This is a genomic window from Algoriphagus lutimaris (genome assembly GCF_017051705.1).
GTDB lineage: Bacteria > Bacteroidota > Bacteroidia > Cytophagales > Cyclobacteriaceae > Algoriphagus > Algoriphagus lutimaris.
In genome coordinates, this window is sequence record NZ_JAFIDJ010000002.1 from 916,406 (window position 1) to 938,712 (window position 22,307).

Consider the following 22,307-nt stretch of genomic DNA (forward strand, 5'->3'; position numbering starts at 1 on the left):
CAAGGATTTACCAGTTTTCCCTAATCATCAATGCTTGAATATGGGCTAAATGATGCTTCCCATGCCAACCATACATTAATGTTATTTCACTGAGAGGTGCCGAATGCTGTGATTCCGGGTGGTAATAAGTTTTAGAAAAATCAGCCGGAGACATATGATCTAAGATCACCCCCCATTTGAAATGTATATTTTTAAGTATTCCGATGGATATATCGATAGGCAATTTATTATCCGCCAATTCAGCCCAAGCTGCTTCATTATAAGGTTTAATAGTAGGGTTTATTTCAGTTAAGGCTAATTTAAACCTAGAATAGGCATTGATATGACTATCTGCGCAGTGGTGAATTACCTGCCTGACAGTCCAACCCCCTGGTCTATAAGGAGTATCCAATTGTTCCTCCGACATATTCTTCACAGTGGATTCCAAAAATTTTGGAAAGGACTTAATATCTTCAATCGCTTCTGCTAAATCCGGTTCCGTGATTTGGGATGGTATTTGAAATCTGCCAATTGGATATTTCAACAATTCAATGTCTATCATATAGTCTTTATTTTCCTGCTGCAATGGTAATCAAATCTACAGTTTTTGCTCCATTAGCCAAAAGCACATTTGCACAAGAGCATAGAGTCGCCCCCGTGGTAATTACGTCATCTACCAATAAAATTCTTCTTCCATCTGTCGGCCTAGCTAAAACAAAAACTTCATCCACATTTTCCATTCTTTGAATTCTTGTCTTCTTAGTCTGAGTTTCAGTGAATTTCTTTCTTTCTAACAATTCTTCCATAGGTAATTTCAATCCATTGGAAAGCCCTTTTGCAAACTCCTCACTTTGATTGTAGCCTCTACGATATTTTTTAATGGGATGAAGTGGAACCGGAACAATAACATCCCAATTTTTTGTCAAATCAACTTCATTTAATTGATAGGAATAAAGTTCCCCTAATTGAATTCCTAGCTTTGGCTTATTTCGATATTTAAGACAATGGAGAATTTTTTGACTTTGACCATTTTTTGTAAATCTTAAAAATGACATGGTCATACCCACATTTGCGATACCTTTTATTTTTTGAATTAGGTCATTTTCACTTGGCATCAGATGATATAGTGTTTTAGGTAGCGTTCCAATGCATATTTTACAAAGGCAGGATTCAAAATCAAATAAATTTCTACCACATAAATCACAGGTTCTGGGGAATATTAAATCAAAAAAATCTTTGATAAAAAGTAAACGCATCAGCAAAAAGTTCTGTTAGTACAATCCTAGGCCGAATACCTGCTATATTTGCCTGTAAATGTGTATCCTAAACTGTTAATTTAATGAATCTCATAGAGGAATTCAATGATTATAGAGCGATGATGAATGAAAAAATCATGGCTGCTGACAATAAAGTGTTAAAGAGGATTTTCAATTTGGATACGAATGCCTTTGCTGAAGGTGCTCTGGATGTCAAAACCAAAGAAATGTTGGGTCTTGCTTGTTCGATGGTTTTGAGGTGTGATGATTGCGTAAAATATCATCTAGGCAAATGCAAAGAGGTTGGATTGAATAAAACCGAAATTTTTGAGGTATTTTCGATTGCAACTTTAATAGGTGGATCCATTGTAATTCCTCATTTAAGAAGAGCTTCAGAATACTGGGAAGAACTTGAAAATCAATAGTTTACAAGATGTTTAAAAAGGATTTAGATCTAGAAAAAAGGTGGGCCAAACTGTTAGAAGGTCTAAAAGAAACGATAGGAAAAAAACCATCAGATCTAAATGGCGTTTTGTTTCTAATAGGAGTACAAGAATTGGGTCAGGGAAACAAGACTTTTACGAAGGAGCAAAAGCAAGATTTGATGCATATTGCCATTTGTAAAGTACTAAGCTATGATGGTTTCTATGAGTTAGACTTTGTAGACCAAGATGGTTGGCCACACTGGAAGTTGGTAAAAGAGCTTCCATATTTCGATTTATTGGAACAAGAAAAATTGTTAAAAATTCAGGTACTGGAATATTTTGAAAAAGAGTACGAAATAGAAATAAAGTAAAAATGAAGATTGTCTCCTATAATGTAAACGGCATTCGGGCTGCCATGAACAAAGGATTTGTAGAATGGTTACAACAAACAAACCCAGATGTTATTGGTTTACAGGAAGTTAAGGCATTAGAAAGTCAGATTGATAGTTCTATATTTAAGGACTTAGGATATGAAATTTATTGGTATCCAGCAGTGAAAAAAGGCTATAGTGGAGTAGCAATTTTTACTAAGAAAAGCCCTAAATCTATCAAACATGGTATGGGATTGGATAAATATGATGATGAAGGAAGGTTGTTAGAAGTTGAATTCGATGATTTTTCTTTTATATCTGCTTATTTTCCATCTGGTACCACTGGAGACATTAGACAAAGCTTTAAATATGAATTCTTGGATGATATCTATGGATACATGCAGGACTTAAAACAATCGAAACCAAATATCATTTTAAGTGGAGACTATAATATTTGTCATAAAGCAATAGATATTCATAATCCTATTTCCAACAAAAATAGTTCTGGCTTTTTACCAGAAGAACGAGCATGGATGGATAAATTCACTGACTCAGGATTTACAGATACATTCCGTTATTTTAATGAAGATCCTAATCATTATACCTGGTGGAGTTATAGAGCCAATGCAAGAGCAAAGAATTTAGGTTGGAGAATAGATTATCATATGGCCTCCAAAGAAATGCAAAATAAACTGAAAAGGTCCGTAATTTTGCCTGATGCAAAACATTCAGATCATTGTCCCATATTATTAGAATTAACTGAATAAATCATACCTGTTGATCATTGAATAAAATTAAGATGAAATCAATAAAAATTTCCATACCCTCATTAATAGAGAATATTAAAATAATCGAAAGTTTTATCGATAACGCAAGAGAAAACTTCGATATCAACGATGATATCTATGGAAATATCATGATTTCCGTCACAGAATGCATCAGCAATGCAATTATTCATGGAAATCAACATGACAAGAATAAATTAGTCCATCTGGAACTATTTATGGAAGATGAGCTTTTACGGTTCATTATAGAAGATGAAGGTCCTGGCTTTGATCTAACAGAATTAAGAGACCCTACAGAACCGGAAAACATAGAAAAACCAGGAGGAAGGGGAATTTTCCTGATCAAACATTTATCCGACGAAGTAAAATTTGAAGAGGAAGGAAGAAAGACCATTTTATCTTTCTATATGAATTAAAACATGGCTATAAATTTCTTTGAGGAAGAAACCACTTTTCGTTTAGAGAAAAGACTAAAACGTAAAAAATGGCTTAAATCGATAGCAGATTCAGAAGAATTTAAAATCCTGGATTTAAATTACATCTTTTGCAGCGATGAATACCTCTACAACATCAATGTTGAATACCTAAACCATGATACTTATACAGATATCATCACCTTTGATAATTCTGAAGAAGAAGACAAAATTGAAGGAGATGTTTTCATTAGTATCGATCGAGTAGAAGAAAACTCAAAAAAACATCAAGTACCTATAGAAGATGAACTAAGCCGGGTAATTAGTCACGGCCTATTTCATTTAATGGGATACAAAGACAAGAAAATAGAAGAAGTCGAAATAATGCGAACAAAAGAGGAGTTCGCAATTAATTTATTTCAAAACATCTAGTGTTCCACGTGGAACAGATGAATAATTTGAGTTCTATTAATACTAATGTTTCACGTGAAACAGTAAACAAAAATATAAATCATGTTTCCAAAATATGATGTAATTGTAGTAGGAGCAGGACATGCTGGATGTGAAGCGGCGCATGCAGCAGCACAAATGGGTTCCAAGGTATTATTGTGTACAATGAATATGAATACCATTGCCCAAATGTCTTGTAATCCTGCAATGGGAGGAGTGGCAAAAGGTCAAATCGTTCGAGAAATTGACGCGTTGGGAGGAATGTCTGGAATAATTTCAGATAAATCCATGATTCAGTTTAGAATGCTAAACAGATCAAAAGGCCCAGCTATGTGGTCACCACGATCTCAAAATGATAGGATGAGATTCGCAGAAGAGTGGAGATTAGCCTTAGAGAGAACACCAAATGTGGATTTCTGGCAAGAAATGATTACTGGAATCCTAGTAAAGGATGGCAGAGCAAAAGGAGTCAGAACAGGTATAGGGATAGAGATTGAGGCAGAAAGCGTAGTTTTGACCAATGGAACTTTCCTAAATGGTCTTATTCATATTGGAGAAAAACAATTTGGAGGAGGTAGAACAGGAGAAGCTGCTGCTAAAGGAATTACAGAACAATTGGTTTCTTTGGGTTTCGAATCTGGTAGGATGAAGACTGGAACCCCTCCAAGAGTGGATGGAAGAAGTTTGGATTATACCAAAATGGAAGTTCAGTATGGGGATGAAAATCCAGAGAAATTCAGCTATTCTGATGAAACTCAACCTATCAAAGAGCAAAGAACCTGCTGGATAACTTATACCAATAAAGATGTTCATAGTACTTTAGAGGAAGGATTTGACCGTTCTCCCATGTTTAATGGAAGGATTCAAGGATTAGGTCCGAGATATTGTCCTTCTATTGAAGACAAGATAAATAGGTTTGCAGAACGAGATAGACACCAAATATTTGTGGAACCTGAAGGGTGGGACACAGTAGAAATCTACGTCAACGGATTTTCGACCTCTTTACCTGAAGACGTACAATACAAAGCAATCCGTAAAATCGCTGGGTTCGAAAACGCAAAAATGTTTAGACCGGGATATGCTATAGAATATGATTTCTTCCCACCAACTCAGCTCAAACTTACTTTAGAAACCCAATTGGTAGAAAACTTATACTTCGCAGGACAGATCAACGGTACCACAGGCTATGAAGAAGCAGCATCTCAAGGACTAATTGCTGGAATCAATGCAAGTTTAAAAGTACAGGAAAAGGAACCTTTCTTATTGAAGAGATCAGATGCATACATAGGTGTTCTAATTGATGATTTGATAAATAAAGGGACTGAAGAACCCTATAGAATGTTCACATCAAGAGCAGAATTCAGGTTGTTACTTAGACAAGACAATGCAGATTTACGTCTTACCCAATTAGGCTATGATATTAATTTGGCAAGCCAGGAAAGATTGGATAAAATGCTAAATAAAAAGAAAGAAACTGCCCGGCTAATAAATGATCTAAAACAAAAAAAACTGGCTCCAGAACAAATAAATAAAGGTTTAGAACAAATAGGCACAGCAGAAATCAAAGAAAAAATAACAGCAGAAAAACTGTTGAAAAGACCGCAAATTGGTTTGAATGACTTAATGATTTTAGATCCCGAATTAGACCAATTCCTATCAGGTTTCACTACTGCTGTCAGGGAACAGGCTGAAGTTCAAATTAAATACGACAGCTATATTGAAAAAGAACAGCAGATGGTAGAAAAACTGAGTAATATGGAAAATTATAAAATTCCACTCAAGTTTGATTACTTAACCATTCCTGCACTTTCTAATGAAGGAAAACAAAAGCTAAACAAAATAAAACCCGAAACCTTAGGACAAGCTTCAAGAATCAGTGGGGTATCGCCAGCTGACCTCTCGATCCTTACCGTTTATTTAGGAAGATAATCATGGCTGAAAGACTCAGTAAATGCCCACTCTGCAAAAGTGGGCTTTTTCTTAATTACACAGAAATCAAAGATTATGCAGTAAGCAAGGAGACCTTCATTATCTGCCAATGCCAGAATTGTTCCTTACTTTTTACCAATCCTAGACCCAAAGAAGATAAAATAGGTCCCTATTATGATTTCCCAGAATATTATTCCCACGAAAAGAATAATAAAAATATTACCCAATACATTTATAATAAGGTAAGGGATTATGCAGTTTCTGAGAAAGTAAAGCTGATTACTTCTCTAAAAGGAACAGGCAAACTTCTGGATTATGGCTGCGGAACAGGAGAATTCCTAAATGCTGCTAAACAAAAGGGTTGGAAAGTAAAAGGAGTAGAACCTACAAAAAAAGCCAGAGAACAGGCAAATCTACTATTGGAAGATTCGGTCGTGAGAACCATCGATCAGTTAGAAGGTAAAAAGAAATATGATGTAATCAGTCTTTTTCATGTATTGGAACACATCCATACACTTAGGAAAACCATAAAAACACTTATAAAACACTTAAAATCAGATGGTTACATACTAATTGCTGTCCCGAATCCAGCATCTTGGGATGCACAAAACTATGGAAAAGAATGGGCTGGATGGGACGTACCTAGACACCTTTATCATTTCAATGAAACTGCTATCAAAAACTTCGAACAACTATTTGATTTAGAATTAGTTAGAACTGATCCAATGACTTTTGACAGCTACTATGTATCCTTATTATCCGAAGGATATCTTCAACCAAATCAACCTACTATTACAAAATACCTAAAAGCAGTAATTTCCGGTTGGAGATCCAACAAAAAAGCAAAAAACCAAATTGGACAATACTCCAGTAATCTCTTTATTTTTAAAAAGAAGTGAAATACAGATTATACATAGCATCCCTATTCATCGCTTTTCTATTATATGCTTGCGCAAAGCAAAGCACCCCAATGGGAGGACCTCGAGATCAGGACCCACCAGTGGTACTAGAAATGTATCCAACCAACCAAAGTCTGAACCAAAAGCCTGAGGAAATTTTAATCGTATTCGATGAATACATCAAACTTGATAACCCTAATAAAAATATTATCATTACTCCTAAAGTAAACAAAGATGAATTAGTAATTACAGCACTAAAAAACATAGTGAAAATAGAACTGAATCAAGATTTGGAAGACAGTACTACTTATGTATTCAACTTCCAAAAATCTATTCAAGACTTATCGGAGGGTAACCCCACAGAAAATTTAAAACTTGTTTTTTCTACAGGAGAAACAATAGACAGCTTAAAATTTACAGGAAAAGTCAATAATTACTTTCCAAAAAGAGGATTCTCTTACGAAAATGTAATCATAGGATTGTATGAATCAAATGATACAACTGATGTTTTTACAGCTCCTCCTTATTACTTAAGTCAAGCAGATTCATTAGGAAATTTTTCAATTGAAAACATCAAAGCAGGAAGGTATAGGGCTTATGCTTGGGATGATGACAATAATTCACTCAAAGCAGAATATAAAAGCGAAGCCTATGATTTCATCCTAGATACCATTGATATTCAAAATGAAGTATCAGGAGCAGTATTTAATCTATCCAATGCAGATCAAACTCAAATAAAACTAACAAGATCATCTTCTTCTGGAGGAAATTATGACTTAGTACTCAATAAGGATCCTTTAGAAATTGAATTAGAAAATGAAAGAATAGGAAAAGATATTTTTTATAAAGTAGCCGATAAAAAAATCACACTTTTTTCAAAAGAGCCTATTCAAGACAGCGTGAAAATTGGTGTTCTACTCCAAGATTCGTTGAGTTTTAAGGTAGATACTACCATTTATGCAAAGTTTGAAGAAACCGAAAGAAGAGCGGAAAAATTAACTTACACAGTTAATTCTGGAAAAAACTTTTACCAGGAGTTATTCATAGAATTAACCTTTAATAAACCACTAGCTGATATCTATTTCGATTCATTATACATCACCTATGATACAGCATCTCAAATCACTATAACCCCTGAGATGCTTTCTTTTCAAGATTCAATGAAAAGGGACCAGTTAAATATTAAACTAGTAATACCTGACTCCCTTAATACAGATATATTCAGTATAAATGCAGCGGATTCTACATTTAAAGATATCGAAGGACAATTCAATGAAGCAGTTTTAGCAGCAAACTACAGAAAGCTCAAAAGAGAGACCTTAGCAGACGAGATATCAGGACAAATAATAGGTGGGACAGCACCTTACCTCATTCAATTAATTGATTCTAAATCCCAAATTGCAAAGGAGCTATACATAACGGATGGAAACCAATTCAAATTTGAACTGTTAGAACCTATTACATACAAAATCAGAGTAATCGAAGACTTAAATAAAAATCGCCGATGGGACCCTTCTAATTATCTAGAGAACAGGTACGCTGAACGAGTCTTTTATTACGTACATCCAGATACCAATTTACAAGAGATAGTTGTAAAATCAGGATGGATTACCGAAGACCTTACCATCGAAGCAACTCCAAAAACAGGGTTAAAATAGGATTAAATTCCTCCTGTTGATAACTAGGGATAAGCTGTGGAAAAGAGTAAACAAAAACAGGAAAAAAACATACTTATCCCCATCCTTGTAAAATGAAAAAAACAAATTCATACTGTTGGGGGATAACTATAGAAATGTCCACAGAAGCCCAATAAGTAATCCACAGCTATTTTACCAACAGATAATAAAAATTAAAAAACTTCAAAATAGTGGATAAAAAATCACTGATCAGAAAATCAAGGATTTACATGTGGAAAAAGCTGGTATAACTGTTGGGATAAAGAAGAATAAACTACTAAAGGATGGTGGAGAACTTTTTAAATGAACTTTGTCCACAAATCCACACACCTAATAACTGTAATAGTTCTTTTTTAAAAACTAAATATAATAACTATTAAAAGGTGGATAATGTGGATAGATTCAAGAATAAGCCATTTTTTCATTAACTTATTTATCCATAACCCAAAAAACACAAAATGGCCTTACATCGATTATTTGATCTTATCCCATATCAGATCAGTGAATACGATAAAGAGATTTCACTTGCTTTTAAAGAAAATGGTACATGGCAAACTTATTCTTCCAGAGAGGTAAAAGAAATAGTAGATAATTTGAGCTTGGCATTTTTAAAAGCAGGAATTTCAAAGAATGATAAAGTTGCCCTAATTTCCCAAAATAGACCTGAGTGGAATTTTGTAGACTTGGCTTTGCAGCAAATAGGGGCGATTTCTATCCCCATGTATCCTACAATAACTATCGAAGATTATCGATACATATTCGATCACGCAGAAGTTAAAATGATTTTTGTAGGAGACCAGGAAATTCTAACCAAAGCACAAGAAGCTGCAGATGGCAGGAATATCTACTGTTTTCAGAAATTGGAGGGAGTAGAATTTTGGAGAGATTTTATGGAATTAGGTCAAAATGGAGATCTGGGCGAACTAGAACAAGCCAAATTGAAAGTAACTCCCGAGGATCTATTCACAATCATTTATACTTCAGGAACGACTGGTAGACCCAAAGGAGTCATGCTAACTCATCAAAATGTGTTAAGCAATGTGTTGGCAGTTTCTGAGCGCTTAGTTCTTGAAAAGGGAACTAGTAAAGTTTTAAGCTTTTTGCCTATCTGTCATATTTTTGAGAGAACCGGCTCATTTTGTTGTTTCTATTTGGGTATATCGATTTATTATGCAGAAAGTCTTGAAAAAATTGGGGATAATCTCAGAGAAATCAAACCCCATGGTTTTAATACTGTTCCTCGACTTTTGGAAAAGATTTATGATAAGATAGTATCTAAGGGATATGAATTGAAAGGAATAAAAAAGTCACTTTTCTTTTGGGCTTTAAAATTAGGAAATCAATATGATCCAGCAACTGATCAAGGAGCTTGGTATAATTGGCAGTTGAAAATGGCTAATAAATTGATTTTTAGTAAATGGAGAGAAGCCTTGGGAGGAGAAATAATCCAGATCAATTCAGGTGCCTCTGCATTACAACCTCGATTAGCTAGAATTTTCTGGGCTGCTGGAATCAAAGTTTGTGAAGGGTATGGTCTTACAGAGACATCCCCTGTAGTTTCATCATCTATTTGTAACCATGATGAGATCAGAATCGGTTATGTAGGTAAAATCTTAGAAGGAGTTGAAGTGAAAATCGCTGCAGATGGTGAAATTCTGGTGAAGGGACCCAATGTAATGCAAGGGTATTACAAGCAGGAGGATCTCACCGCTACTGTACTCCAAAATGGCTGGTTCCACACTGGAGATATTGGAGAGCTGGATGGAGAATACTTAAAAATTACCGATCGAAAGAAAGAGATGTTTAAAACTTCTGGAGGCAAATACGTTGCTCCGCAAGTAATAGAAAATAAAATCAAAGAATCCAGTCTCATTGACCAGATTATGGTAGTTGGTGAAAACAGAAATTATCCTGCAGCTCTCATCGTTCCGAGCGAAGATGGCTTGAAAGAATATTGCAGGCATAAAGGATATCCATTTACTCAAATGGCTGAAATGGTAGAAAGGCCGGAAATTATTGCTAAATATGAAAGGGTTATAGAGGAGATGAACAAGTATTTTGCAAAATGGGAAACCATTAAACGCTTTAAAATACTTCCGGATCCATGGTCTATTGAATCTGGTGAATTAACCCCTACTATGAAATTGAAGAGAAAAATCATCTTGGGTAAATTCGAGAAAGAGGTAGAAAATCTTTATAAATCTTGATATTCTTTTGATCCAGATCAATTTATGTTTTTGAAGTGAATTGATCGATAATTTAAGACTTTTCAATTTTGCCAAACATGATTTGGAATAGGAAGCTATTCTTAAATTATATTCTGAATATTTTTATATTGATTGAAATTACTAGTAAATAGTTTTGTTTATTTTAGAATTACCATTTTTAATTTGTGATGCATGCATAACTTTTTATAGAATATAGTATGCATGCATACAAAATTTTCGTTACATTAGAAGTCCTTAGAATTTGGACAAAATCTGAAGTATGAAGCGAGAAGAGACAGTTGATTATCATATTAAAAGTGCCTGGCATGCTATTTCTAGAATGTACAATCAGAAGGCAGCAGGTGAAGGGTTTACTACAGCGATAGGTTTTGTCCTGATCAATATTAATTCTAAAGAAGGGACACCGGCTACGAAAATAGCCCCGATGATGGGATTGGAAACAAGAAGCCTTACTCGCATGCTGAAAAACATGGAAGAAAAAGGACTCATTTATAAGAAGCCTGATCTTGTAGATAAAAGATCCGTTAGAATATTTTTAACGGAAGAAGGAAAAAGAAAAAAAGAAATTTCAATAGCCACTATCAAGGAGTTTAACGAACTGATTCGCGAGGTAGTAAGCGAAACTGATTTGAAAAATTTCTTTCAAGTTTTTGAGAAAATTCAATTGGTGATCGATCAGGTTCAGTCCGAAGGATCAGATGAAATCAACAAAATCATATTTGAACTATAAACTAAGAGCCTTATTAGGCCAATAACTACCGAAAAACCCAAAGAAATGAAAAGAACTATAAAAAATGTCGCCATTTTAGGTTCAGGAGTGATGGGGTCAAGAATTGCCTGTCATTTCGCAAACATAGGTGTACAAGTACTTTTATTAGATATTGTTCCTTTCGAATTAACGGAACAGGAAGAGCAGAAAGGATTAACGAAAGAGCACCCGATGGTCCGAAATAGGATTGTAAATACGGCTTTGCAAAATACCTTAAAAGCTAAACCATCTCCTATCTATGATAAGGACTTTGCCTCAAGAATTCGGACTGGAAACTTTGATGATGATTTATCTAAAATCAAAGATTATGACTGGATTATGGAAGTGGTCGTAGAACGACTGGATATTAAGCAATCACTTTTTGAAAAGGTTGAAAAATTCAGGAAACCTGGAACCTTGATTACCTCCAATACATCTGGTATTCCTATGCATATGATGTGTGAAGGTAGGTCTGAAGATTTTCAGATCAATTTTGCAGGAACTCACTTTTTTAATCCTCCTCGCTATCTCAGGTTATTGGAGATTATTCCAGGGCCTAAAACGAATCCTGAGATTATCGAATTCCTGATGGATTATGGAGATAAATTTCTAGGTAAAGAAACGGTCTTGTGTAAAGATACTCCTGCTTTTATTGCCAATAGAATTGGAGTGTATGCCATTATTTCGGCTATGCATTCTATTGAAAAAATGGGATTAGGTGTCTCTGAAGTGGATAAATTGACGGGAACGGTGATAGGTAGAGCAAAATCTGCCACGTTTAGAACCATGGATGTTGTGGGATTGGATACTACAGTGAATGTGGCCAATAACCTATACAAAGCACTTCCCAATGATGAATCTCGAGAGAAATTTAAGCTCCCAAAAATTGTCGAAGTCCTTTATGACAATAAGTGGTTTGGAGATAAAACAGGCCAAGGTTATTTCAAAATGATCCGTCATAAAGATGGATCGAAAGAATTAAAAGAAATTGACTTCAATACATTCGAATACAAGGACGTTGAAAAACCAAAATTTAAAGCATTAGAAGCCTCCAAAAGCATTGAAGACCTAAAAGAGCGACTCAAGTTCTTGGTCAATTTTGATGATCAAGCCGGAGAATTTTACCGCACCACTTTTTATGACTTGTTCAGGTACTGTTCCAATAGAATACCGGAAATAGCTGATGAGTTGTATAGAATCGATCAGGCGGTAAGCGCAGGTTTTGGATGGGAATATGGACCTTTTGAAACTTGGGATTTTCTGGGAGTAAAAGAAACGGTAGAAAAAATGGAAGCTGCAGGCGAAAAACCAGCAGCTTGGGTATATGAAATGTTAGACGCTGGCAATTCTTCATTTTACAAAGTAGATGCAGGCAAAAAACACTATTATGATATTCCTACTAAGACATACAAAGAGGTACCTGGAATAGAGGATTTCATCATTCTTGATACGTTAAAATCTGCAGGGAAAAAGATCTGGGGAAATGCTGGAGCTACAGTCTATGATATGGGTGATGAGGTGATCGGATTGGAATTTCATACCAAAATGAATTCCATGGGGTCTGAAGTGGTAGAAGGGATCAATACTGCGATTGGAATGGCAGAAAAATCTTACAAAGGATTGGTGATTGGAAACGAGGGGGCCAATTTCTCTGCGGGAGCCAACCTTGCCATGTTGTTTATGTTTGCCGGGGATCAGGATTTCGATGAGATCAATTTAATGATTGCCCAATTCCAAAATACTATGATGCGAGCTAGATTTTCTTCTGTTCCAGTGGTGGTAGCTCCTCATAATATGACCTTGGGAGGTGGATGTGAACTCTCTTTACATTCAGATCATGTTCAAGCTCATGCAGAATTGTATATGGGATTAGTGGAAGTCGGTGTAGGCTTAATACCTGCAGGTGGTGGTACCAAAGAAATGACCTTGAGATTTTCAGATAGCTTGATTAGTGGGGATGTGGAATTGAATCAACTACAGGAATACTTTATGAACATTGCCATGGCAAAGGTTTCTACCTCTGCTCAGGAAGCAAAAGATTTGGGTTATCTGAGAAAGAGCGACGGAATTACATTGAACCGTAAGCGACAATTGGCAGATGCCAAATCCAAAGTAATTTCCCTGTTTAATGAGGGCTATTCACAGCCTATAGAAAAGAAAGACATTAAAGTACTTGGAAAGGAATCCTTGGCTTTATTTGAAGCAGGTATTACCGGAATGCAATACGGAGCCTATATTTCTGAACATGATGCTAAAATCGCCAGAAAACTGGCTTGGGTAATGTCAGGGGGAGACTTGTCTTCTCCAACAGAGGTATCAGAACAATATTTATTGGATTTGGAACGAGAGGCATTTTTAAGTTTGACCGGAGAGAAAAAGACCTTAGAAAGAATACATAGCATTCTGTTCAAAGGAAAACCTTTGAGAAATTAAATCGCCTGGTATCAAGAAACTCAATAACTCAAAAAAGCACAATAATGGAAGCATATATAGTAAATGGATATAGGTCTGCAGTGGGTAAAGCCAAAAAAGGAGGTTTTAGGTTTTATAGACCTGATGATTTGGCCGCTGATGTAATCACTCATTTGATTGCCAATACACCTGGTTTGGAAACAAAGCACATCGATGATTTGATTGTTGGAAATGCGGTACCCGAGGCAGAACAAGGCATGCAAATGGGTAGAATGATTTCTTTGCTTGCACTTGGAATCGATAATCCCGGATTTATCATCAACAGGTATTGTGGCTCCGGATTGGAAGCTATTGCTTTGGCTGTAGGAAAAGTGAAAGCTGGAATGGCTGATTGCATCATTGCTGGAGGAACTGAAAGTATGTCCTTGGTACCGATGATGGGCTACAAAACGGTTTTGAATTATAAAATTGCTACCGAGCATCCATCCTACTACATCAGTATGGGATTGACTGCAGAGGAATTGGCAAAAGAATATAACATTACTAGAGAAGAGGCTGATGCGTTTTCAGTTCGGTCACATGAGCGAGCTTTGGCTGCTATTGCCGAAGGAAAATTTAAAGATGAAATCGTCCCTGTAGAAGTTGAAGAAACTTACTTGGATGAAAAAGGGAAAAAGAAAACCAGAAAATATGTGGTAGACACGGATGAGGGCCCTAGACCTGGTACTACCCTGGAAGTTTTGTCCGGTTTGAAGCCTGCATTTAAAAATGGAGGGCAAGTCACTGCAGGTAATTCTTCCCAAACTTCTGACGGAGCTTCTTTTGTCGTGGTGATGTCTGAAAAGTTCATGAAGTCTCTCAATTTGGAGCCCGTAGCGAGATTAATGTCTTACAGTGTTGCTGGGGTAGATCCAAGAATTATGGGAATTGGCCCAAAAGAGGCTGTTCCAAAAGCCCTGAAGCAAGCTGGGCTAAGTCTACAGGATATTGATTTAGTGGAATTGAATGAAGCATTTGCTGCTCAAGGTTTGGCAGTTATTAAGTCCTTGGATTTGAATCCTGATATCGTCAATGTCAATGGTGGAGCAGTAGCATTAGGGCACCCGTTAGGTTGTACTGGAGCAAAACTTTCGGTACAGATTTTTAACGAGTTAAGGAGACAAAATAAAAAATATGGCCTCGTAACTGCGTGTGTTGGTGGTGGTCAAGGAGTAGCAGGCGTTTATGAGTTATTGAAATAATTCAAGCTTCAAAATCGAAAAAGAAAAAAATTAATAGCATTCCAAATGGCAACGTTAGCAAAATCTATCAAAGGAGGAGAATTCCTGGTTCGGGAAACCTCAGCACATGAAATTTTTATTCCAGAGGAATATACTGAAGAGCAAAAAATGATGGCTCTGGCTTGTCAGGACTTTATTGACACTGAAATTACTCCTAAGATTGAGGAGATTGATAGTATGAAAAATCCTGATCTGGTTCCTTCAATTTTCAAAAAAGCGGGTGAACTTGGCTTATTAGGAATCTCTGTACCTGAAGAGTATGGAGGGATGGGGATGAACTTTGTTACTTCCATGCTGATTGCGGATATCATTGGCTCAGCTGGTTCCTTTTCTACAACTTATGGAGCGCATACCGGAATCGGAACCCTTCCGATTTTGTATTACGGTACGGAAGAGCAAAAGCAAAAGTATCTGCCAAAGCTAGCCACTGGTGAGTGGGCAGCATGTTATTGCTTGACAGAACCCGATGCAGGATCGGATGCGAACAGTGGAAAAACCAAAGCAGAACTAACGCCGGACGGTAAGCATTATTTGATTAATGGGCAAAAGATGTGGATTTCGAATGCAGGATTCGCTGACTTATTTATCGTCTTTGCCAAAATTGAGGACGATAAGAATTTGACCGCTTTTATTGTTGAAAAAACATTTGGGGGAATCACCATGAATGAGGAGGAGAAAAAGATGGGTATTAAAGGGTCCTCTACCCGTCAGGTATTCTTCAATGATTGTAAGGTTCCGGTAGAAAACATGCTTTCGGACCGTCAAAATGGATTTAAGATTGCTGTGAATATCTTAAACATTGGTAGAATAAAATTAGGCTCTGGGATTTTAGGAGGTGTAAGAGCAGTCACTACGAAAGCAATCAAGTATTCCACGGAAAGAAAACAATTCGGAGTAAGCATCAACACCTTTGGAGCAATTAAATCCAAGTTGGCAGAAATGGCCATAAGAACATACGTTTCAGAATCGCTTTGCTATAGAGCGGGTCAGGATATAGAAGAGCAGATTAATTCTTTCGTCGCAGAAGGAATGGAGGAAAGCCAAGCTAAATTAAAGGGAGTAGAAGCTTTTGCCATGGAGTGTGCTATCGCGAAAATACACGGATCTGAAGTATTGGATTATGTAGTGGATCAAGGTGTCCAAGTGTATGGAGGAATGGGCTATTCTGCGGAAGCACCTATGGAAAGAGCTTATCGGGATGCTCGGATCGCCCGCATTTATGAAGGGACGAATGAAATCAACCGGATGTTGATGATTGGAATGCTTTTGAAAAGAGCCATGAAAGGAGAAATTAACTTATTTGAGCCTGCGATGGCTGTTTCTGCTGAATTGACTTCGGTGCCTTCTTTCGAAACCATTGACACATCTGAGTTATTTGCCTCAGAAAAAGAAGTGCTGAAGAAGTTGAAAAAAGTATTCTTAATGGTCGGAGGTAAAGCTGCGATGGCATTGCAAGATAAAATTGAAGAGGAGCAGGAAATCATGATGAATTTGGCTGATGTAATGATCGAGATTTATGCTGCAGAATCGGCAATTCTTCGGAGTGAAAAACTCGTGAGCATTCAAGGTGAAGAAGCTACTGCCCATCAAATTGCGATGAGCCAGGTTTATTTGGCTGAAGCTGTAGATAAAATAAATGCAGCAGCAAAAGAAGCCATTGCAAGTTTTACCAAAGGAGATGAACAAAAAGTGATGCTCATGGGACTGAAAAGATTCACCAAAGCTGATTTAGTGAATACCAAGGAACTTAGAAGGCAAATTGCCGATTATATGATCGAGCAAGGGAAATACCCATTTTAACTAAACAGGGATTATTTGGTGAAACCTCTGGTACTTTGTGCCAGAGGTTTTTTTATTTCTAAAACCAGACAGAAAAACAATATATTTTTCTGTATTTAACAAAAACTCCCAAATTAGTATCGATGAAAAAATTAAGTACCCTTTTTTCCGTTTTGACAATTCTTGCTACCCTATCCTGTACTTCAACTAATGAAGAAGAGTTTGGTGCAACTATTAGTCAAGACGTTGATCAAATTAAAGCCGGAAAAGTCCTTTTTGATCAGAATTGCTCTACTTGTCATAATTTTAACGAGAATGCAATAGGCCCTAATCTAAGTGGTCTTACCCGTCAGGTAGAAACAGATTGGATCAAAAGATTTATTAAAAACCCATCTGAGTTTTTTAAAGCTAAAGATGAAAGAGCAGAAAGGCTTTTAGCCATTTATAAAAATGAAATGCCTGCATTTCCAAACTTTTCAGAATCAGATCTGAATTCTATTCTAAGCTATCTTCACACCTTTGAAACCCTCCCTATTGAAATTTTAGGAGACACTACCTCGAACTTAATTCCCGAGAAAATACAGGATTCAGGAATTAGATTTGAATTAGAGTTTTTTGCGCAACTACCGGCTTCAGACACAACTCCAGCTTTGGCTAAAATGACTAAAATGGAGCCAATTCCTGGCACAAATCGCCTAATGATCAATGACCAGCGGATAGGAATCTATGAGTTAGTGAATCAAAAACCACAGCTATATCTAGATTTATTAAAGCAAAGACCTGATATGGTGAGTAAACCGGGGTGGGCAACGGGTTTGGGTAGCTTCACCTTTCATCCGGAGTTTTTGGAGAATGGTCTATTTTATACAGCTCATACTGAGCCAGGAGGAACCCAACTTTCAGATTTTGGCTATACTGATAGCTTGAATGTTTTTATGCAATGGGTTCTAACTGAATGGAAAACAGATTCGCCAAATTCAAAAACCTTCGAAGGAACCAGTCGGGAAATTCTCCGAATTGATAATGCTTCTCAGGCTCATGGAATGCAGGAGCTCACATTTAATCCAAATTCGAAAAAAGGAGATGAAGATTTTGGGTTGCTTTATATAGGATATGGAGATGGTGGTACAGTAGAAAAACGATTTGCCTATATCTCAGATCATGGAGGGACTGGGGTTTACAGCAGTATTTTGAGAATTGATCCTGCAGGGAATAATAGTGCCAATGGAAAATATGGGATCCCTACAATTAACCCATTTTCTGGTATCCAAGGAAAAGCAGGTGAAGTTTTGGCGTTTGGGTTTCGGAATCCAAATAGAATATTTTGGGATGAATCAGGCAAATTATTTGCAACTGATATTGGGCAGCATAGTATTGAAGAGATTAATTTGATTGAGCCGGGAAAATTTTATGGCTGGCCCATTCGGGAAGGAAGATTTATGATTAATCCTTTTGGAAGCTTCCGTACCCTTTATCCCTTGCCAAAGGATGATGAAAAAAAGGGGGTAACTTATCCTCTTATTCAGTTGGAGCATGATGAAGCTGTGGCGGTAATTGGAGGCTATTTTCTTTCAGAGGGGAGACTAAAAGGGAATTTTGTGTTTGGAGATATTCCAACAGGTAGATTGTTTTTTGCTGATTTAGATCAAAATCCAAACCCTGAAGTGAAAAGTATGAAAGTGGTTTTTGAAGGGAATGAAACGACTATGGAAGAAATAGTTGGCGGTCGAGTAGATTTGAAATTTGGAATCGATGCCGAAAAACAGGTTTATATCATGAGTAAGAATCAAGGAAAAATCTATAAAATCGTCAATACTCTATGATAAAATCATTAAAGAGCCTTCTTTCCATCTCTATTGGTCTCGCTTTACTGCTTAGTTCTTGCACAAAGCAAGAAGAGAAGTCAGATTTTATTGTTAATGAACTTGCTATTGCCAGATTAGACTCTACCCTACAAGCCTATGTTAATTCGGGAAATGTAGCAGGGATTTCTGCATTGATTTTTGAGAAGGATCAGGAGGTGTATTTTAATGCTTTTGGATATGCCAATAAAGAGAAGAATATCCCGATGCAGAGAAATACCATTGTCCAGATTTATTCGATGACAAAACCTATTACGGGTACTTCTTTGATGACCTTATATGAAGAAGGAAAATTCCAACTTGATGATCCACTTGAAAAATATGCGCCTGAATTTGCCAATATGAAAGTTTACCAAGGGGTAGATGAAAATGGAAAAATGATTTTGGTAGATACAGAGAGACCAGTGACGATCCGTGACATTACCAGGCATACAGGCGGTTTTCCCAACCGTGACAATATCCCAGGTTTGAGTGAGGTAATGAAGGAAAAAGATGCCAGAAGCTATGAAAACACACTTACGGTGATGGCAGAGAAAATTGGAAGTACTCCGCTTTGGTTCCAACCTGGCACCCAGTGGGAATATGGCCAATCAGTAGATGTGCAGGCCTTTTTGGTAGAAAGAATTTCCGGAATTCCTTATGAAGAGTATGTTTATGAGCATGTGTTGGGCCCCTTACAGATGAGCGATACTCGATATGTGGTTAGAGAAGAAGATTTAGATAGATTTTCTGCTGCTTATCAGCGAACAGGTGAAGGAGAATTGACCCAAATGCCCGACTCTGTAGCCCATGCTTTTAACCTTAAAAAATGGCCTTTGACTCCAGGAGGATTTGGGTTGACATCTACTTTGGATGATTACATGACTTTTGCGAGAATGCTTGTTAATGAAGGCTCTCTAAAAGGAACTACTATTCTGAAACCAGAAACTGTAAAATTGATGGCAACGAACCATCTTCCTGATTCCGTCACAGAAAGATCCTGGCTTCCAAGCAAAGGAAGAGTCGGCTTCGGAATTGACTTCGCTGTTCGGACAGACCCACCGGCTTCCGCAGAGGAAATGAATGGTGTGGTTGGAGAGTTTTTTTGGGATGGAGCGGCAAGTACTTTATTTTGGGTAGACCCTGTCAATGAATTGACTGCTGTCCTGTTTGTTCAGTTATTCCCTTATGATGGAATAAGGCTTCATAAAAATTTTAGAGATGCAGTATATGGGAAGTATGTTCCAACACCAAACTGAGCAATAATTCCTTAATTATGAATGGTTTCAGTAAAATCTAATAATTTCAGTAGATTAGGATACCAGTCATTTTTTGACATAAAACCACCAACCTACTGACAATGATTAAAAAAAAACTGAAGCAGGCTTGGGCATGGATAAGTGCCAAGACTTTGTTGATCACACCAGGTAAAACCTCTATCAAAGGTGCTGCCATAGGTTTACTAATCGGGAGCATTGGTTTGTTGCTCCTTTCATCCATAATTAGAGCATTTAATATCCGGGACCCTTGGATCTTGGTATTAGGCATTTTGCTTGTTGCTGCTGCCATCCTCGCAGCATTCTTATCAGCTTGGGTGATCAAATTGATTTATAAAATTCCCAAGTGGTATAAAATAGCCTTATTGGTATCGGTTCCACTATTTTCCTTTACTTTTTATGGGAATTTTCTGTTGATGGGATGGTGCGTTTTAGTTTTTTCCTTCCTTGGTGCTTTTTGGATTACGTTTACAAAAACCGGCTTTCAAAAACTTAAAACTCCCAAAAAGGTCATTTTTATCCTTGGGAGTCTCTTAGGAATTATAGGCTTTGGGCTTACTATCTATTACTATTCTCTCAGAGGTTTGGAAATGGATAAGATAGAAAATGCCGCACTTTATTCAGAAGTTGAAATTCCTACTATTGAGGGGGAATCACCAGCTACTCCAGGTTCTTTTGAAGTCAAAACCTTTACCTATGGAAGTGGAAAAGATAAACATCGAAAGGAATTTGGAGAGGAAGTAACCTTTAAAACGGACTCCGTCAATGGGGTAGCTTTTTTGGATAATTGGGATGGATTTGGTGGTTGGTGGCGAGAGAAATATTGGGGATTTGATTCCAAATCCTTGCCCATAAACGGTAGAGTTTGGTATCCTGAGGGTCCAGGACCTTTCCCTTTGGTATTGGTGGTCCATGGAAACCACTCCATGCAAGATTATTCTGATCCGGGCTATGATTACTTGGGGGAGTTATTGGCTTCTCGAGGTATGATATTGGCCTCTGTAGATGAAAATTTTGTCAATGGTTCCTGGTCAGACATTTTTGGAGGATTGAGCAAAGAAAATGATGCCCGAGGTTGGCTTTTATTGGAGCATCTGAAAGTTTGGGATCAGTGGAATACCTCTTCGGATCATCCATTTGCAGGAAAAATTGATATGGACCGTATAGCCCTGATGGGCCATTCCAGAGGAGGTGAAGCGGTGGCTCATGCTGCCATGCTCAATGAATTGGATTATTATCCAGATGATGCCACGATACCTTTGGGTTATCATTTCAATATTCAGTCCATCGTGTCCATTGCTCCAGTTGATGGGCAATACCAACCCGGGGAAACCCGCACAAAATTTAAGGACGTTGATTACTTTGTTTTTCATGGATCACAGGATGCAGATGTAACTTCTTTTATGGGATCCATGCAATTCGAACGTGTCTATTTTGAAGACTCCAGCTACCATTTCAAGACAGGTCTATATATCCAAGGGGCAAATCATGGTCAGTTCAATACCTCTTGGGGGGATAATGATTCAGGAAACCCCTTCAAAGGCTTGTTGAATCTGGAGCAACAAATGGATGAAAAGTCTCAACAGGAAATTGCCAAGGTGTATATTTCTGCCTTTTTGGAAACCACTCTAAATGCTGACACTAAATACCTCCCTTTATTTATGGATGCCAGATCTGGGAAAGGCTGGCTTCCTGAAACCATTTATTTGAACCAGTTTGAAGATTCAAATACACGCTACTTGGTAGATTTCAATAAAGATTTTGATGTAACTAATACAGGCTACGGAGGAGAAATTGTTGGGAATAACCTTAGTGTATGGAGAGAATCAGAAGTTAAACTAAAATATGGAAAGAAAGGTACACGGGCAGTTTTTTTAGGATGGAGTTATGAGGTTCCGGATAGCTTAAAAGAACGTCCTATACAGGAAGTTGTGCCCGATTCGTTGATTGCCTCCTACTCTATTTTCCCAAAATCTGAGGATTTAATGCTAGACTCTACCTCAGTTTTCGTTTTTGAAATGGCTGAGTCCAAAGAAAATTCCAATCCAAAAGCCAGTGGAAAATGGATTTCTGATGAGGATGAAGAGGAAAATGAAGAGGATCTAAATGGAGATGTCAAATCCGAAAATAATAATTCCAGTGAAGAAGATGAACCCAAAGAGGGGGAAGATGAAGAAAAAGAGCCTGAGAAGCCTTTGGATTTGAGCATTCATTTAGTGGATAGCAGTGGAAATCACGTGAGCTTTCTCCTGAGTGAATTTTCCTCCCTGCAACGCCAAATTGTAGTCAATACCCTTAAAACAGATTTTGTAGAAGGAGATGGTAGTTCAGAAATTGTATTTCAGAAATATACCTTTGATTTGGAGGAGCTTAAAAATAAAAACAACACATTGAATCCTTATCAATTAAGAGAAATCAAATTGGTTTTTAATCAATCTGAAAAAGGAGTGATCGTGTTAGACAAACCAGGCTTCTCGAAAAAAATAAATTTGGTAAAGATCGATTAACATTTATAAAAACTTGGATTAATAGTTCATTTATCCCAATAAAATGCCGTAG

General features: G+C 37.1%; 18 protein-coding genes. 16 read left to right on the forward strand and 2 right to left on the reverse strand.

Annotation, left to right across the window (positions count from 1 at the left end):
* Positions 1-7 precede the first annotated feature (7 nt).
* Both JYB62_RS14570 and JYB62_RS14575 read right to left on the reverse strand, forming a co-directional pair.
* On the reverse strand, positions 8-541 hold the full coding sequence (locus JYB62_RS14570; protein WP_205646148.1) for a YfiT family bacillithiol transferase: 534 nt from the start codon (positions 539-541) through the stop codon (positions 8-10).
* A 7-nt stretch (positions 542-548) separates the two neighbouring features.
* The gene (locus JYB62_RS14575; RefSeq protein WP_205646149.1) at positions 549-1,235 is read right to left on the reverse strand and encodes a ComF family protein; all 687 of its coding nucleotides are present in this window, start codon (positions 1,233-1,235) and stop codon (positions 549-551) included.
* A gap of 83 nt (positions 1,236-1,318) precedes the next feature.
* Here JYB62_RS14575 and JYB62_RS14580 point away from each other — a divergent pair, with 83 nt between their 5' ends.
* From JYB62_RS14580 to JYB62_RS14655, 16 genes are all read left to right on the forward strand, one after another.
* On the forward strand, positions 1,319-1,660 hold the full coding sequence (locus tag JYB62_RS14580; RefSeq protein WP_074225897.1) for a carboxymuconolactone decarboxylase family protein: 342 nt from the start codon (positions 1,319-1,321) through the stop codon (positions 1,658-1,660).
* Between the two features lie 8 nt (positions 1,661-1,668).
* The gene (locus JYB62_RS14585) at positions 1,669-2,031 is read left to right on the forward strand and encodes a hypothetical protein (RefSeq protein WP_205646150.1); all 363 of its coding nucleotides are present in this window, start codon (positions 1,669-1,671) and stop codon (positions 2,029-2,031) included.
* 2 nt (positions 2,032-2,033) lie between these two features.
* The gene (locus tag JYB62_RS14590) at positions 2,034-2,798 is read left to right on the forward strand and encodes an exodeoxyribonuclease III (RefSeq protein WP_205646151.1); all 765 of its coding nucleotides are present in this window, start codon (positions 2,034-2,036) and stop codon (positions 2,796-2,798) included.
* A 32-nt stretch (positions 2,799-2,830) separates the two neighbouring features.
* A complete protein-coding gene (locus tag JYB62_RS14595) occupies positions 2,831-3,232 on the forward strand; it encodes an ATP-binding protein (RefSeq protein WP_205646152.1) in 402 nt (133 codons plus the stop codon).
* Positions 3,233-3,235: 3 nt separating this feature from the next.
* Positions 3,236-3,661, forward strand: a complete 426-nt coding sequence (gene ybeY, locus JYB62_RS14600; RefSeq protein ID WP_205646153.1) for an rRNA maturation RNase YbeY — start codon at positions 3,236-3,238, stop codon at positions 3,659-3,661.
* Positions 3,662-3,742: 81 nt separating this feature from the next.
* Complete coding sequence (gene mnmG / locus JYB62_RS14605; protein WP_205646154.1) at positions 3,743-5,608, forward strand: tRNA uridine-5-carboxymethylaminomethyl(34) synthesis enzyme MnmG; 1,866 nt, start codon at positions 3,743-3,745, stop codon at positions 5,606-5,608.
* Positions 5,609-5,610: 2 nt separating this feature from the next.
* Entirely contained in the window at positions 5,611-6,507 is an 897-nt protein-coding gene (locus JYB62_RS14610) for a class I SAM-dependent methyltransferase (RefSeq protein ID WP_205646155.1), read from the forward strand.
* Positions 6,504-8,165 carry an Ig-like domain-containing domain gene (locus tag JYB62_RS14615; protein WP_205646156.1) on the forward strand — a complete coding sequence of 554 codons (1,662 nt, stop codon included), beginning with the start codon at positions 6,504-6,506 and terminating at the stop codon, positions 8,163-8,165. Before JYB62_RS14610 ends, JYB62_RS14615 begins: the two co-directional genes overlap by 4 nt.
* A 476-nt stretch (positions 8,166-8,641) precedes the next feature.
* Complete coding sequence (locus JYB62_RS14620; protein ID WP_205646157.1) at positions 8,642-10,390, forward strand: AMP-dependent synthetase/ligase; 1,749 nt, start codon at positions 8,642-8,644, stop codon at positions 10,388-10,390.
* A gap of 280 nt (positions 10,391-10,670) precedes the next feature.
* Positions 10,671-11,141 (forward strand): MarR family winged helix-turn-helix transcriptional regulator, encoded by a 471-nt coding sequence (locus JYB62_RS14625; RefSeq protein WP_205646158.1) that lies wholly within the window; start codon positions 10,671-10,673, stop codon positions 11,139-11,141.
* Positions 11,142-11,186: 45 nt separating this feature from the next.
* Complete coding sequence (locus tag JYB62_RS14630) at positions 11,187-13,592, forward strand: 3-hydroxyacyl-CoA dehydrogenase/enoyl-CoA hydratase family protein (protein ID WP_205646159.1); 2,406 nt, start codon at positions 11,187-11,189, stop codon at positions 13,590-13,592.
* A gap of 44 nt (positions 13,593-13,636) precedes the next feature.
* Positions 13,637-14,812 (forward strand): thiolase family protein, encoded by a 1,176-nt coding sequence (locus JYB62_RS14635; protein WP_205646160.1) that lies wholly within the window; start codon positions 13,637-13,639, stop codon positions 14,810-14,812.
* Positions 14,813-14,857: 45 nt separating this feature from the next.
* Positions 14,858-16,651: an acyl-CoA dehydrogenase family protein gene (locus JYB62_RS14640; protein ID WP_205646161.1), complete on the forward strand. Its 1,794-nt coding sequence runs from the start codon at positions 14,858-14,860 to the stop codon at positions 16,649-16,651.
* Positions 16,652-16,773: 122 nt separating this feature from the next.
* The gene (locus JYB62_RS14645; RefSeq protein WP_205646162.1) at positions 16,774-18,453 is read left to right on the forward strand and encodes a PQQ-dependent sugar dehydrogenase; all 1,680 of its coding nucleotides are present in this window, start codon (positions 16,774-16,776) and stop codon (positions 18,451-18,453) included.
* The gene (locus JYB62_RS14650; RefSeq protein WP_205646163.1) at positions 18,450-19,730 is read left to right on the forward strand and encodes a serine hydrolase domain-containing protein; all 1,281 of its coding nucleotides are present in this window, start codon (positions 18,450-18,452) and stop codon (positions 19,728-19,730) included. The genes JYB62_RS14645 and JYB62_RS14650 overlap by 4 nt, the downstream gene beginning before the upstream one ends.
* Positions 19,731-19,831: 101 nt before the next feature.
* Positions 19,832-22,255 carry an alpha/beta hydrolase family protein gene (locus tag JYB62_RS14655; protein ID WP_205646164.1) on the forward strand — a complete coding sequence of 808 codons (2,424 nt, stop codon included), beginning with the start codon at positions 19,832-19,834 and terminating at the stop codon, positions 22,253-22,255.
* Positions 22,256-22,307 lie beyond the last annotated feature (52 nt).

Excerpts from the sequence above, each read along its gene's own strand:
- JYB62_RS14570 (WP_205646148.1), bottom strand. The coding sequence starts at position 541 with ATGATAGACATTGAATTGTTGAAATATCCAATTGGCAGATTTCAAATA.
- JYB62_RS14575 (WP_205646149.1), bottom strand. The coding sequence starts at position 1,235 with ATGCGTTTACTTTTTATCAAAGATTTTTTTGATTTAATATTCCCCAGA.
- JYB62_RS14580 (WP_074225897.1), top strand. The coding sequence starts at position 1,319 with ATGAATCTCATAGAGGAATTCAATGATTATAGAGCGATGATGAATGAA.
- JYB62_RS14585 (WP_205646150.1), top strand. The coding sequence starts at position 1,669 with ATGTTTAAAAAGGATTTAGATCTAGAAAAAAGGTGGGCCAAACTGTTA.
- JYB62_RS14590 (WP_205646151.1), top strand. The coding sequence starts at position 2,034 with ATGAAGATTGTCTCCTATAATGTAAACGGCATTCGGGCTGCCATGAAC.
- JYB62_RS14595 (WP_205646152.1), top strand. The coding sequence starts at position 2,831 with ATGAAATCAATAAAAATTTCCATACCCTCATTAATAGAGAATATTAAA.
- ybeY (WP_205646153.1), top strand. The coding sequence starts at position 3,236 with ATGGCTATAAATTTCTTTGAGGAAGAAACCACTTTTCGTTTAGAGAAA.
- mnmG (WP_205646154.1), top strand. The coding sequence starts at position 3,743 with ATGTTTCCAAAATATGATGTAATTGTAGTAGGAGCAGGACATGCTGGA.
- JYB62_RS14610 (WP_205646155.1), top strand. The coding sequence starts at position 5,611 with ATGGCTGAAAGACTCAGTAAATGCCCACTCTGCAAAAGTGGGCTTTTT.
- JYB62_RS14620 (WP_205646157.1), top strand. The coding sequence starts at position 8,642 with ATGGCCTTACATCGATTATTTGATCTTATCCCATATCAGATCAGTGAA.
- JYB62_RS14625 (WP_205646158.1), top strand. The coding sequence starts at position 10,671 with ATGAAGCGAGAAGAGACAGTTGATTATCATATTAAAAGTGCCTGGCAT.
- JYB62_RS14630 (WP_205646159.1), top strand. The coding sequence starts at position 11,187 with ATGAAAAGAACTATAAAAAATGTCGCCATTTTAGGTTCAGGAGTGATG.
- JYB62_RS14635 (WP_205646160.1), top strand. The coding sequence starts at position 13,637 with ATGGAAGCATATATAGTAAATGGATATAGGTCTGCAGTGGGTAAAGCC.
- JYB62_RS14640 (WP_205646161.1), top strand. The coding sequence starts at position 14,858 with ATGGCAACGTTAGCAAAATCTATCAAAGGAGGAGAATTCCTGGTTCGG.
- JYB62_RS14645 (WP_205646162.1), top strand. The coding sequence starts at position 16,774 with ATGAAAAAATTAAGTACCCTTTTTTCCGTTTTGACAATTCTTGCTACC.
- JYB62_RS14650 (WP_205646163.1), top strand. The coding sequence starts at position 18,450 with ATGATAAAATCATTAAAGAGCCTTCTTTCCATCTCTATTGGTCTCGCT.
- JYB62_RS14655 (WP_205646164.1), top strand. The coding sequence starts at position 19,832 with ATGATTAAAAAAAAACTGAAGCAGGCTTGGGCATGGATAAGTGCCAAG.